The sequence below is a fragment of the Cellvibrio sp. UBA7671 genome (assembly GCA_002483145.1).
GTDB classification, from domain to species: Bacteria; Pseudomonadota; Gammaproteobacteria; order Pseudomonadales; family Cellvibrionaceae; genus Cellvibrio; species Cellvibrio fibrivorans.
In genome coordinates this window covers 77,078-91,101 of the sequence record DLHJ01000003.1, presented here as the reverse complement: position 1 = coordinate 91,101, position 14,024 = coordinate 77,078, and the positions used below count along the sequence as shown (strand labels likewise).

General features: G+C 49.8%; 7 protein-coding genes. 1 reads left to right on the top strand and 6 read right to left on the bottom strand.

Features of this window, described 5'->3' with window-relative positions:
* Positions 1 to 196: 196 nt before the first annotated feature.
* From B4E62_RS03050 to djlA, 4 genes are all read right to left on the bottom strand, one after another.
* Positions 197 to 3,001 (bottom strand): glycoside hydrolase family 11 protein, encoded by a 2,805-nt coding sequence (locus B4E62_RS03050; protein ID WP_414633247.1) that lies wholly within the window; start codon positions 2,999 to 3,001, stop codon positions 197 to 199.
* Between the two features lie 679 nt (positions 3,002 to 3,680).
* Complete coding sequence (locus tag B4E62_RS03045; protein ID WP_310076239.1) at positions 3,681 to 4,607, bottom strand: alpha/beta hydrolase; 927 nt, start codon at positions 4,605 to 4,607, stop codon at positions 3,681 to 3,683.
* Between the two features lie 71 nt (positions 4,608 to 4,678).
* Complete coding sequence (locus tag B4E62_RS03040; RefSeq protein ID WP_310076237.1) at positions 4,679 to 5,329, bottom strand: GntR family transcriptional regulator; 651 nt, start codon at positions 5,327 to 5,329, stop codon at positions 4,679 to 4,681.
* Positions 5,330 to 5,687: 358 nt separating this feature from the next.
* Positions 5,688 to 6,446, bottom strand: coding sequence for a co-chaperone DjlA (gene djlA / locus B4E62_RS03035; RefSeq protein WP_310076235.1), 759 nt, complete (start codon positions 6,444 to 6,446; stop codon positions 5,688 to 5,690).
* Between the two features lie 252 nt (positions 6,447 to 6,698).
* On the opposite strand from djlA, the gene B4E62_RS03030 reads away from it, so the two are divergent.
* The gene (locus B4E62_RS03030) at positions 6,699 to 7,733 is read left to right on the top strand and encodes an AraC family transcriptional regulator (protein WP_331351022.1); all 1,035 of its coding nucleotides are present in this window, start codon (positions 6,699 to 6,701) and stop codon (positions 7,731 to 7,733) included.
* A gap of 69 nt (positions 7,734 to 7,802) precedes the next feature.
* Here the strand turns inward: B4E62_RS03030 and B4E62_RS03025 are convergent, their stop codons facing one another.
* Together B4E62_RS03025 and B4E62_RS03020 are read right to left on the bottom strand one after the other, a co-directional pair.
* A complete protein-coding gene (locus tag B4E62_RS03025; RefSeq protein WP_331351021.1) occupies positions 7,803 to 9,623 on the bottom strand; it encodes a glycosyl hydrolase in 1,821 nt (606 codons plus the stop codon).
* A gap of 136 nt (positions 9,624 to 9,759) precedes the next feature.
* On the bottom strand, positions 9,760 to 13,959 hold the full coding sequence (locus B4E62_RS03020; RefSeq protein WP_331351020.1) for a cellulase family glycosylhydrolase: 4,200 nt from the start codon (positions 13,957 to 13,959) through the stop codon (positions 9,760 to 9,762).
* Between the last annotated feature and the right edge of the window lie 65 nt (positions 13,960 to 14,024).

Below are 14,024 nucleotides of genomic sequence, written 5' to 3'. Positions count from 1 at the left end.
GGGGCGAATAAGGCAGTAATGCGGGATTTTGGAAGGGGTGACCTTATGCGATAAGCGGGGGGCAATACAAGTCTGGCGCAGGGTTATTTTTGTTGTATGAGTTTGTGAACCGGGCAGGTTTAACACGGGGCATATAGTTGCAAAAACGCCCCGCAGCTTGGCTGCGGGGCGTTGTTAGAGGGTGTGATGTTCCGGATTAAAACCCTTTGTATTTGCTCACCCAAGGCGAGCGACACAAGCGGCAGTTAGTCCCGATGAACATACCTTTACCTGAACCCGTCAGGTCATCTTTTAACATCCAATTTAACCAACCTACGGCAACTATCCCGAATTCGCCACCGTTATCCTGAAAATAGGCATCGCCATGGCCTTGTGGATAATTGGCGTGATACACAGGGACATTGTTCACTTCGCTGTATTCCTGTAATCCTGGATTGTAAGCAACATCGCGTGAGTCGCCGTTAAAAATGGCGATGGGTGAGTGGAAGCGCGGGTAGTAACTGAATCTATCACCGTAAATACCGAGGCCGCTGTTCAATGCGACTGCGGTATCCACACGTGGGTCTACGGCGGCGAAGTGCGCCATACCACCACCACAGGACCAACCCATAGTCGCAATTTTATCGACATTAAGTTTGCCGTAATACTGACTGCACTTGCGGCTGTTTTCTTTCACCGCCCAATCAATTGCCTTAACAAGTTCTGTTTCATGTTGGTCGTTGGAGCCTGAACCAAAAGGTCCGCCATTGGCGATAACCAGATAGCCATTGGACGCAATTTGCAACAGGAAATCGGCTTGTTCGGTACCGACATTCGAGCAGGCGCCATTACCCCACACCACAATCGGGATATTATTCGCGCGATTCAAGTCCGGACGATAAATCGTGTGATTCGATAGGGTTTGCGTTGCATGTTCGATGGCATAACCAAAAGCACCCGATGGTGGATTCTTTTGTTCTTGCCGCGTTACCGCTCTGTTGTAGTCGATGGCAGTGGGTGTCTGACGATCTGCGGTAGTGCATTCGGGTTCGGTTGAGCCGGTGAAGGTTCCGCCATTGGTTGAATAAATCGCAAATCCGCTGAGGGTGGCGTTATCGACAATTGTTGTAAGGTTGATTGTCAGCTTGCCATCGGTCACGGCGATATTATTAACGCGTTGATCATAGGCAGTGTTACGGCCAACCAAACCGAATAAATCAAAATCGGAAAGTACAGCTTGCCCTTCAACACTGATATTAAATGCGCGCGCACCTGCACCGTTGTGATACAGCTCGGCAAAATGCAGCACAACATTATAAGTAGCGTTGCTCACCGGAATTTCATAACTGTAAGTGCCGTAACGTTCGGATTGATAAAGTGCGTCTTCTGTCACTCCCGCAATTCCATCCGTCACCGTTTGTGTTGTACCGCCAGACGCAAAGCGATCAGGCTGATACACGACGCCATTTAATGTTGCCGCCGATGAATTTCCTGCGTTAATGGCATAGACAAATGTTTCTGCCGCGCGTGAACTGCTCGAGCTGGAAACGCGGCTTGAACTTGATGAGCTAAGCACACTGGACGAGCTCATCACGCTTGATGAACTGCTGAAGCGAGATGAACTGATCGCACTGGACGAACTTCTTACCGAGCTGGCGGTGTTACACACCAGGCCGCCCTGATTCGTCGGCTGGCTGTTACAGGTGGTATTGCTGATGCAGCTTTTGTTATTTTCCCAGCCCCAACCGCTCTGCGTAGTTATACAACTTGGGTACAAAGTACCGTACCAGTTACATTGGCATTGATTTGCGCTGCTGCTTGTAGTGACAACACTGCTGCTGGTTGCTGTGATACTACTGCGTGCGCTGCTTGTGGCGTTGATGCTGCTAGCAGTGCTGCTAATACCTCCACCACAGTTTCCGCTGAAACAATCTGTGGTTGAACCAAATCCAATAACTCCATTGCAGTGCATCAATTCACTATTGCCACCGCCACCGCAAGACCCATTCGCGTAAAGCGCAGTGTTGTAAGTCATATCTTCCGCTTGGCGAGTTTCACCATTCACCTGGATGTAATCGACTTGCACATCGCGGCTGCCAGAATCATTGTCGTACTCGATGTTGATATCGCCGGATGCAGCACCGGTGTAAACATAATTTTGGTAACTGGTGGTTAACGTCCAGCTGCCAACATTCACGCCGCCCACTCTGAGATAAATATGTTCTGTTCCAGTAACACCGCGTGCGCGTACGACAACGCTACCTGCGCCAATACTCGTGGCGCTGCTATTCGCGCTTGAAGAGTTATTCGCAACACTGCTGCTGCCACCATTGATAGGGCCTTGGCTAACGGTGATGTCGGAACTACCGGTGCTTTGATAACCCTCAGTCGCCACGATCTGGTAATCATGGTTGCCCAGGTTTAATCCTTTGCTCGCCCAAAAATTAGCGTGGTTCGCAAACGTAATGGTGCCGGAAATATTGCCGAATCCCTTTTTAGGATTTCTTACACTGAAATATTGATAAAAGGTTTGGGTTCCATCGATAGAAGGCTGTTGCGTACGCAAGCAACGGCGTACGTTATAGGTTGCACCATCGCTTTGGAAGCTGCCGTAATCAGTACCACCAGAACAACTCGCGGGATTGTACGAACCGTAACTTTCAATCACGTAATATTCGATCAATGGACTGCGTGTCCAACCGTAGAGTGCAAGATAAGTATTTTGACTGTTGCTCCCGCCGTAATTTCCGCTGTAGCTAATGACTCTTGAGCTATTGCCGGGATTCCAACCTTTACCGCCAACCCAGTTATTGGTGCTGTTATTCCATTGCGATGCATAGCGGCCACTGCCGTATAACGTCATGGTTGCACTGCCGGAATCTTTCCAGAATGAATAAAAAAAACCATTGTTGGTGCCAGTGGAATTGCTGCTCAGTGTTTGAGAATTTACCGAGGTGGAACACAAAGTGGCGAGCCCCAAAGCCGAAAGGCCGACCATTTTTTTTAGTGTTGTCAATTTCATTGGGAATTACCTCCACATGAATAAGCGTGATTAAACTGCCGGGTAGTTAATGTCATTATTGATCTCCGAAGGGCTTCCATTGCGGATGAATGGAAACTGGTGTGTTGACGCATCCTGATCGGTAGGAGCAGGTTTTTTTAATCGAGAGTTGGAATGCTGTTGTTATGTGCGGGTCAGCTGGAGAATTGTGGCTGGCGATCTGTCTCGACCGCATGAATTTTAAATATTGTATGTTTATATGGATATTGGGGTTTTTTACAAAAGTGTCGGTTTAGCAAACTGGTTCTACAAATCGGGCATGGGAAGTGTTTTTTTATGATCTGGTTCTACTATTTAAGTGCCAGGCATAATCAAAAAGCATTGCCAGGGAAAAATTATTTAAAGGTAAAAATTTTTGCGCAATTTTTAGTTTTGAAATGTGAATATTTTTTTGCAGGTGTGATTGTGTGCAGTTAATGCCGCGTCTATGTCAGCCAGATTAATAGTTACCGATTTTGAAGCAAGTAAAAATTGACTAAAAATTATTATTTAAATTTTAAAAAAGGATAACAGGCGTTAAATAGCTTGCGCGCGAAATGTGAAGTGGATAATCAGCGTAATCTATAGGAGGGGATTTGTATTGCAGGCTAACACAACGGAGCAGGCTTACAGAGAAGCCCGCTCCGTTAATTGAATGATCTTAATGTTGGATAAATTTATTCACATCCAGCCAATGCATAAACGCATCGAACCATTTGTTACTAGTGCGATCCGGATTGCCTAATCCAAAACCATGTCCACCGTTTTGGTACAGGTGAAATTCCACTGGAACCTTGGCGTCATACCAGGATTTTATTAATCCGAATTCACCATGGAAAAGGAAATCATCAACCGCGATTGCCGCGAACATGGGTGGTGCGTTTTTGGGCACTTCAACCGCGTTCATGCCGCCGTAGATAGGCGCAATAAAAGCCAGCTTTACTTTTTTCGATTGCAGTGTGGTTGCCATGGTTAAGCCTGCTCCAGCAGAAAAGCCCATCATGCCAATTTTCTTCATATCGACATTCCACTCTTTAGCGCGGCTCTCAATTAGCGCATAGGCGGCTTCCGCATCTTCCAATTGGTTTTCAAGGTTTCCACCGGGTCTTGCACGCGGCGTTTTATCGCTCGAATTTTTTGCTGCTTCTGCAAATCGCTGGGTCATTTGTGTTTCAAATGCTTCCAATGAGTCAGCGGTTGGTTGCAACCGGTATTTCAATACAAATGCATTGATGCCGCGCGCTGCAAGTGCTTCAGCAACTTCCCAGCCCTCATTGCCCATCGACAGCCACATAAACCCGCCACCGGGTGCAACTATGACGCTGGTGCCGGTTGCTTTTTTGGGGTCGGCGAGAAAGGGCGTTAATGTTGCCGTTGAAATATTTCTCGCCATAGGGTCGCCCCATTGGCGAAACCAGGATTCTTTCGCCGGTTGATCATCGACACCGCCTGTACCCAGAGGAATAGCGCCAGGTTCTTTCGGCGCTTCTATGGGGTACATTTTTCCATCCTGGGCAAATGCTGCGCTACTGACCAGGCAAAAACCCAAGACTAACGATTGAAAAAAACGAATAAATTGCCGCTGCATAGGGAGGACTCCGATTAACAAACATTTTTATAGTTGAGAGGAAAAAAACGTGCTTTTATTTTTTTATAAGCTTATTTAAACAAATGCGGATGATTTTTGACTGCGGCATTTGCGCATGTCTCAAGCATGCTGGCTAATTCGCACAGGGCCTTAATTGATTTGTCGGGCGCACCTGCCAGTAAAGTGTCAATCACTTTCCCATAAATCCTGAGGATGGTTACGTAATCTGCCTGCCGTTTTACCGATAGCCTCAAGGTTCTATCAATATTTAGTTTTTCTTTAAAAATAATTTTATTTAAACGCGGGAATCCACTTAACTCCGACAGTGTTAGATGAAAGTCGTGATCGAGCTTGAAAAATGCTACCTCTGAAAAATTGTTGTTCTTTTCCAGAGCTAATAAATTTTCCCGTAATCGCGACAACGGCAAGGTCTTGTCAAGATAGGCGAGATGCACATCTTTAACGATCGCAATCAGTATTGACCTGACGATAAAGATCGAATCTAAAATATTTCCCAGCTCCAGTTTGCAGATAGTGGTGCATCTTTGCGGGATAACCTGAACCAACTTATCTTGCGACAGCAAATTAAACGCTTCCCTTACTTTTCCTCGAGGTATGCCCAGCTCATTGGCTAATTCCATTTCCGAGAAATTGCTGCCGGGTGCATATTCCATGGATGCGATTTTGACTTTTATAAGATCGTAGACTGATACGCTGAGCATTTGATTTCCAAATAATAAAATTACGCCTATATATCGCTAAAAAGCGGCATCAAAAATTCTCTGCGCCTCCAAATCGATCCTCACTATGTGAATACACCTGACAAATCATCCAGGAAGCACAGCTATTGTGATCAATCTATCTTGTAGTCAATATTACCATAATTAAAACATACAATATTTCAATATGCTTATCAATCAATTGCGTGTGTAAATCGTTCGAGGCTGGTGAACTAGTGTGCTAGTGATGAGCAAATGATTTCGGTTACACCGATATTTCTACAATTTTTTTTGAGAGAGACAGGCTTATGCGTCAGCTCTTTTTTTAGAAAATACCGAGGGGGTGATTGGCAGCGCCAATTTAACGGGCGGAGTAGATTGAGCGATGTTTCTTAATAAAAGAATAGGCAGCCTGAACCCGTTTAAAACGTTCGGTGGCTATATGCATTTGTTCTTGCGCCAGACCCTGACTCATTAATTTATCGGGATGGAGCTGGCTCGCCAGTTTTTTATAGGCTCGCCGGATTTCATCTTCAGTCATCTCAGTCGTCACACCCAGTATTTTGTAGGCCTTGTGTAGGTCCTGATGGCGATTGCCAGTTGGTTGATGGGCGTTGGTGTTTGCTTTTTTCTGTTCTTTATTTGGCTCAGGTTGTGGTGCACTGTAGGTATCGGGTTGTGCAGGCTGCGGCGGATTGCGGCTCAGGGCGAGTTGGTCTTGCTCGTAAATCATTTTTAACAAGTGATTGAACACTATGCTTTTGTAACCAAGTTCCCGTGCGACCCACAGCAGCGCATGCAGCTCTTTTTCCATCAGGAACCCATCAGCACGCGCCATGGTGAGCAGGTGCACCAATAAAATCTGGATCAGTTTGGGGGTTGTTGCTGCGCGAAACTCCACCAAGGCCTGACTCGCATTAAAGTCGGGTGCAGTGCCAGATTTGAATAACAGCAGCGCATTGCGCTGCTCATCCTCGGACAAGTGCATCTTTTTCATATGGACTTTAATGCGATTCACTTCCTCACGGTTGATTTGTCCGTCGCAACTGGCGATATACCCCAAAAAACTAAATGTCGCCTTCAAAAAAGCTGCGCGAATACTTTGGCGCTTGTCGGCCATGAGGATGATCTTCCTGTTACAGGTTTATCTCATTGTTTTACCAAAGCCTACATCTTAATATGACATTGCGCTACATCCCGGATTACGGAAGTTGCCGTTTATGGCAGTGCTGGAATGACGTTTTGGATATTAATAATAATGAATGCAAATTTTCTCAATCTTCACGACGCGGTCCTAATTCTCACGTTTATTGAGTGCCTGTTTTTAGTTGGGCTACTTAAAGTGTTGCCGACTGCAAGACCCCAGTCGCGCATGCTTTTGTCATTCTTTTTTGTGCTGAACGCTATTTGGGTGGTGGTGACGCTGCTCTCCTGGAATGACCAACTGCGCGTGCTCTGGATCAACACCACCTTGGTTGCGCCCGTGTTCACTGCTTTCGCGTTGTTATTGCAAGGGCCCTGTTTATATTTTTATTTTCGCTCATTGATCGAAACTATTGATTTCAAACAGTGGAAAATTTGGTTGCATCTATCGCCTTTTGGTTTGGTGACGCTGGTCTTGATTGTATTTGATGTAGACGGTGTCTCCTGGATTTTAAAAACAGAAATGCCTGCCGAGCGCGAGGCGGCAGCGCGCTTTGCATGGACCATTATTCGCTGCTTGCCGATTGTGTATATAGTGGCCTGCTTCTCCGTTATCCGCCGTTTGCATGAACAACAACACCATCTTTATTCGGTGGTATCACCCGCTAAGTTTAAATTGGATTATTTTGTATTGTGGAGTTTTGTCACCCACTGGAGCTGGGCGTTTTTCCAATATGTGGTAGGCAATTTCCTGAGTGAGGAAGTGAATGACGTCATCGGCAATATGGAGGATTATCTCGTCGTCGTTCAACTCAATGCACTATTGGTTTTGGGTTTGATTAACGCCAAAGAGTTATTGAACGTAACCCAATACGATGTTAAAAAAATTGGCAACCAACCGCTGGATGATTCCAAAATAGCATTGGTTGAGCGCGCGATTAACGAACAAAAAATATATCTGGAAAATAACATCAACCTCGACCGCTTCGCGGAAGCTGCAGGCCTTAAACCACGGGTGTTGTCCGCGATTCTGCACACCCATTACCAACTGAATTTTTTTGATTTTATTAACGGTTTGCGCGTCGAGGAAGCCAAGCGTTTGCTCAGCACACCGGACATGGATGATGTTTCCATCCTCGACATTATTTATAAATCCGGATTCAACAGCCAGTCATCTTTTCAGCGGATCTTTAAGCGGGCTACCGGATGTACGCCGAGTGAATATCGGCGCAACGCACGTTCATCTACGGCTTTGACAGAATAATTTTGCGCACAAAAAAACGGTCACACACAGATGTGTGCGACCGTGATCAAGTAAAGCAAATCGGTAGTATTAGTTGCTTGTGCCAGAGCAGCCAGGCAATGAAAAATTAGCGCCAGTATTTCCGGTAAAGCCAAAGTTGGTGGATGCGCCGCTCGCCAAAGTACCGTTATAACTTACGTTGGTTGCAGTCACTTTAGTGGTACCGTTACCCGCCAGTGTTGCGTTCCAGCCGCTGGTGATTTGTGCATTTTGCGCAAAATTTAAATAAACCTTCCATCCATTTACCGCAGCTCCTGTGTTAGTAACCCGCACATCTGCCTGGTAGCCGCCCGACCAACTGCCCGTACGTGTAACCGTGCAGGTAAATTGGCTGGGCGCAGCACTGGATGCGCTACTGGCGACAGAAGAGCTGGCTGCTCTTGATGAGCTGCTCGCTACCGATGAACTAATCGCCGCTGAACTTATGCTGTTCGAAGAAGCTGCGCTGCTCACCGAGGAGGCAGTGGTCGAATCGCCAAAGACTGAGACCTCCCACAGCGAATAGCCCCAGTTGGGATTGGCTTTGCCGGTCAGGTTGATGCGCAGGTAGCGTCCTTGCCCAACGAACGACAGATTTTCAATGCCGCCCGCGCCATTATTTTTGCTAAAAATGGGGTTGGAAAAATTCACATTGTCCGTAGAAATTTGAATGTTATACGCGGTAGCGTAAGCGGCCTCCCATTGCAGGCGCGCGCCGGACAAGTCGTAATAGCTGCCCAAATCAATCGTCACCGATGCATTCGCCGCATTTAATGCCGATGCCCAACGGGTCGCCCCATTGTCATCAACCAATTTGGCGGCCTCGTAACCCGCACCTTCTGTGGAGCTGGCAACTGCTGCCTTACCCAGCGCTAAATTAACCGGTCCGGCGGACGAGCTGGAGCTGCTGGTGGCGGAGAAATCCGGCAACTGATCGATGGAGATGGTTTTGCTGTTACTCATGGCGGTGCGCCAGGAGTTTTCGCAACCTTTTACATCGCCAGAGCTGGGTTGCCCCTGGGTGCGATAACAATCGCGAAATGCCCAAACGATTGAAAATGAAAAGGGCGGTTCGTTAGCGGGATTGAGTGCGTTAAAGGTTTCGGCGATGCCGACGATTTTATTGTTGCCGATGGCTTTGAGCGTGTTGTAGTCAGTCCAGCTTTGGTAGTAATCCGAAGTGACCGAGTCCACCATGTTATCGCCGGGGTACCAGTCGCGCATATTACTGCGATAGCCGCCGGTGCTGGCCATGCCATTGAATACCCAAAGCACATTATTCACGCCCTGCGCGTTGACGCGATCGTAAATCAGCTTCCACAAACGCTTGTAATTGTCGGCGCCTTTTTTGGCCCACCACATGAAATTATCGTTAGCTTCATGGAGCGGGCGGAACAATACCGGCACACCCGCATCGCCCATTTTTTTCAGTTCGCGCGCAACTACGTCGATATCCTGATACAGCTTGGAGTTGGGGTTATTCATGTCCTGATCAAAAGCGCAATCGGTGTAGTACTCGCCACCGCGCGGGCATTTCCAATGCCATTGAAAGGCCACTATGCCTTTTTTGATTTTGGCAAAATCGATGGCCTTTTGCGTTTCAGAGGTATCGCCGTCGGTGTAGCGATAAAAATCGAACGCGATGATTGCGGGGTAACGCCCGGTCCACTGTTGGACTTTATCGGCATCGGGCATATCGGTTTGGCCGGAGATAAAACTGTTATTTTTCAGGTAGCAAAGCAGGTTTTTGGCCTGCAGGTTTGCATCCGGATCAGCCGGTGTCTGGCCACAACTACTTTGGGCAAGCGCGCTATTCGCCAGCAGGCTGCTGGCGGCGCTGATAATGAATCCTGCAAGAAATGGTTTTTTCATAATAGTGTCTGCCTGTTTATGCGCCGCCCTGTTCTACAGCGGGCGGCCGGGAAGATTAAAAAGAGCCCGTCCCTGGGCAAGCTCAAGAAAGCCAATCAAGCGCGAGCAAAATGCCAGCGCAAGAAAGACCGGGGGGCTACAAGGGTGGATAGGCGTTTTTCAAGAGCACCTGAAATCCTTCTTTGAACCAACGGCCAGCAACGGGTGCGTTGGCCAGTGCGCCGGTAGTGGTACCGGCAGCATTGGTGAAGGTGGGATCGCAGTTGCGGTCAAAACCTTTGGCTGGATCTTGCGGGTCGTATGACAATGCCAGCGAGGCCGCGCCGTCTGATTCGCCTGGTGGTTTTACCCATACATAGGCGTCAATACCGGCCAGAGGAGCAACTTGCGGGCGCTCGCCCACACCGCCGGGCTGGTTGCACCAGTTGCCGCGATGCGCGCGGCGGTCAATACGCGATTGATCGACAAAGGTGTCCAGCACACTGCTGGTAGAGCGCGCAATTGGACGGTTAGTACCACCCCAGCCGTTGCGCGAGGTATCCACCAACATACCTATGGAGGATGGGAAGCCCGCCGAGATCATCGCCGAACGCCACGCCTGCACGAAGGAGACTTCGCTGAAGTGCGGGTTCCACTCGTAGAATTTGGCTTGACGGGTTTGGCTGCTACCACCGGGGAAGGTGCTATTGGCCAGCGAATCCAGGAAGGGCTCGTACAAAGGTGTGTAGCCAGAGGTGTTGGAGACAAATCCGGCGATGGAGTTAACGCCGCCCGTTGCGCCCTTGATCGCGTCGCCTATCAAGGTTACGGCCTTGCCGAAATTCTCGCTCCAACCTAACCAGCCGGAGTGACCAATATCCACATAGCTGTAGACGTTCGGAATCGCGTACAACTTGCTTAGGGTGTAACGGGTATTGGCGACATAACCATGGGTCGCGTCAGCCGCTTGTTGGCAGGCGGGTGTGCTCAGGTTGGTCACCAGATTGGGGAGCGAGTCCGGCTCAATAATCGCGATGATGCGCAGGTCGCGATATTTGGGATCGGCAAAAATTGCTGCTAAAGCATCAATGTATTCAGTGCGATAGCGGTTTGAACCCTCAGCGCCTTGTCTTAACTCACCGTTGGACGCCAGCGCATGGCAATCGCGGTTGGGCAGGTCATACACCACTACCTGAATCACGTTGGCATTTTGGTCCAGCGCGGCATCCAGGTGATCGCGCAGGCCCCAGCTGCCGTCGGTCGGTGCAATAGCCCCGATGCGGTCCATCCATACGGCGGTGTTGTAGCCGGAGATCTTCGAACCACCGGGTTCTGCCTGCGCCTTATCTGACCAGACTGGGTCCCGGTACCACTGGGCGCCTACGAACGGGTTATCCAGACGTACACCCGGTGCAACACTCGATACTGATGAACTTGAGCGAGAGCTGGGTGCAATTGAAGAGCTAGTGGAAGGAATTGAGCTGGAGGTCGTTGTCACACCTGAACTGCTGGGTACAACCGACGAGCGCGAGCTGGGTGCAACCGAGCTGGATGGCCCGGACGATGAGGTCACCACCACCGGCTGGCCGGAACAGCTTGGCAGAATCAGCGCGCCGGAGGTATTGCCGGTCAAACCAAAGGTGGTTGATGCACCTGAACCCAGGTTGCCGTTGTAGCTCACATTGGTTGCGGTAACCCGGTTGGTTCCGCTGCCGGTCAGGGTGGCGTTCCAACTGTTGGTGATCGCAGCGGTTTGCGGATAATTCAGGTAAACCGTCCAGTTTTGCACCGCAGCGCCGGTGTTGGTGACTTTCACATCCAACTGATAACCGCCTTGCCAACTGCCAGTTTGAGTGACCACACAGGTGAGCGGGCTGGTAGAAATAATCGAGCTGCTGGAGCTGGAAGGTGGAAGCGAAGAACTGATACTGCTGGACGAGCTGGACGAGGGCACGTTCACTCCGTAAGAGCGCAAACGGTTGCGCACGAAGTTGCCGGAATCGCTCAGTTGCGCGCTGCTCCAGCCGCCGGTTCCACTAGCGCCAGCCCTGAGTGCCGCAGAGGTTTCATTCTTGTCTGACAGCGACCAGTTAACCCAGCTAATGCCATAGGAATCCAGCAGGTTTAGCCAGATATTGGTTTGATCCGGGCAGATGCTGCCGTTGCCCGTGTACTCACTGTTGCCCCATTCGGTTGAGACGATTGGCAACTTCGCATCGGCCGCCGCCCGCACTATGGCGCGCAGTGGTTCCTGATGTTCCGGCGAGCAGGCGTAAAAGTGCAGGGCGTAAGCCACATTGTTGAAGGTAAGCGGGCTGGCAACCACCTGATCCAGGCGCTGGCTCCACACGGCGGTTCCCACAATCACAAAAGCATCGGGAGCACCGGCGCGAATCACCGGAATCACTTCGTTGGCATAGGGTTTGATCGAGGATTCCCAATCTACCCCGTTAGGTTCGTTGGCAATTTCATAAATAATGTTGGGGATATTGCCGTATTTGGCGGTGACTCGTTGGAAGAAGGTTTTGGCCTGTTCTTTGTGAGTCAGCGGGTTACCGTCGCTCAAAATATGCCAATCCACAATCACATAAAGGTCGTTGGCGATGGCGGCATCAATACCTTTCCAAAGTGTATCCAGTACGGCGGGATTATCGAGGTAGCCGCCTTCTTTGGTGTACATCGCCAAGCGTACGACGTTGGAATTCCAGTCATCCCGCAACCATTTGAAGCTGCTGGAGTTCACGAACTGGGGATACCAGTGCAAACCATGGGTGCTCATGCCGCGCAACTGGAATGCCTGACCGCGCTCATTTACCAGCCGGCCGTTGAGGGTGCGCAAGCGACCATTCTGGCTTACCAAACGGCCCGTGGCGTTTGTGATACTCGAGCTGCTGGATGATTTGCTGGACGAGATGCTTGAGGGGGCGCTTGAACTAAAACCGTTCGCCCCTGTGCCAAAAATCGCTATATCCCAGAGTGAGTAGCCCCAAGCCGGATTGGCCTTGGTGGTCATATTGATGCGCAGGTAGCGACCTTGGCCGGTGATGCTGATGTTCTCTACCCCACCGCTGCCATTGGTTTTGCTGAACAGGTTGGTCCAGTTCACATTGTCGCTGGAGATCTGGATGTTGTAGCCACTGGCATAGGCCGCCTCCCAGCTCAAGCGCAGGCCGGTAATGTCGTAGTAAGCCCCCAAGTCCACCGACAAACTGGCGGTTCCCGCTGTCAGTGCCGAAGCCCAACGGGTCGCGCCATTGTTATCAAAGGCTTTTGCTGCCTCATAACCTGCGCCTTCAAATGAAGAAGCGCTGGCCGGTTTGCCAAAGGCGATATTTGGAACCGTAGACGATGCGCTACTGGAGCTGGATTGGCCGCCGAAAATCGTCGCCAATTTGGAGGTTTGCTTAATGCCGTTAGTACCGTTGATCAACCGGTTACCCCAGGAGCTGAGGCTATTCACGTTGAAATTATTGACGATATCCAGCGATTTGGTTTCGGCGTTGTTGCCCGACCAGGACCAACCTAAATAACCGAAGCCCAGCTGTTGGCTGACCGCCATAATGGCATCTTCGTCGACATTGGCGCCCTTGTGGTCGGCGCCAAATTCGCCCACGACCACGGGCAGATTCTTATTTTTAAAATCCTGCAAATAGCTTTGAACGGCAGAGGAGTTGCCGTAACTCTCGTACATATGCACGGAAAACACGGTGTTACGCTCGCTGTCGGCATTGAACACTGTGGTTGCATTATTGCGCATGGTGTTTGACCAATCCTGCCCCCAGTTAGGCGCATCCACCATGATGGTGTGTTTGATGCCCGCCTGACGCATTCTTTGGATAGATTGAGTTTGTAATGAGATCCATTCGCCCGCCCGGTTATTGCCCAAAGGCTCGTTGGCGATGTTGATGATGACGTAATCTTCCTGATTGTTGAGTGCACTGCGGATGTCAGAACTCAACCAGTAATTAACGGTATTGAGCGGGTTCTCTGCATTGCCTCCATCGCCGTAACCGGTGGCGTCATGCACCTCCAGCACCGCGATCAGTTTGTTGTCTTTACACCATTGGATGACCTGCGCGACTTCCGCGCCGCCCACTCGACCACCCAATCCACCAGTGCCATTAGCCAATACGATGCGGACGGTGTTGGAGCCAGTGGCAGCTATATCGCGCAGCGCCTGGGGCGTGGTGTCTTTGTACCAAACGTGAGCGTGGTTAACCCCGCGCATCACAAACGGAACACCGTTACCTTCTACCAATTTACCGCCTTGCACACTAAACCCTGCCAGAGCCGCCGGTGAGCAGAGACTCAGCGCAAGCACAGAAGCGGGAAACCACTTTGCAAATTGCTTATGCATAGATACCTCTAGAGATTATTTTTATGATCGATACGGAGGGCATATAAATGCCTATTCACCAATTG

What these genes read in the sequence shown, in the direction of transcription:
- B4E62_RS03020 (WP_331351020.1), bottom strand. Translation starts at nt 13,959, where the DNA reads ATGCATAAGCAATTTGCAAAGTGGTTTCCCGCTTCTGTGCTTGCGCTG.
- B4E62_RS03050 (WP_414633247.1), bottom strand. Translation starts at nt 3,001, where the DNA reads ATGAAATTGACAACACTAAAAAAAATGGTCGGCCTTTCGGCTTTGGGG.
- djlA (WP_310076235.1), bottom strand. Translation starts at nt 6,446, where the DNA reads ATGGCCGACAAGCGCCAAAGTATTCGCGCAGCTTTTTTGAAGGCGACA.
- B4E62_RS03030 (WP_331351022.1), top strand. Translation starts at nt 6,699, where the DNA reads ATGCTTTTGTCATTCTTTTTTGTGCTGAACGCTATTTGGGTGGTGGTG.
- B4E62_RS03025 (WP_331351021.1), bottom strand. Translation starts at nt 9,623, where the DNA reads ATGAAAAAACCATTTCTTGCAGGATTCATTATCAGCGCCGCCAGCAGC.
- B4E62_RS03045 (WP_310076239.1), bottom strand. Translation starts at nt 4,607, where the DNA reads ATGCAGCGGCAATTTATTCGTTTTTTTCAATCGTTAGTCTTGGGTTTT.
- B4E62_RS03040 (WP_310076237.1), bottom strand. Translation starts at nt 5,329, where the DNA reads ATGCTCAGCGTATCAGTCTACGATCTTATAAAAGTCAAAATCGCATCC.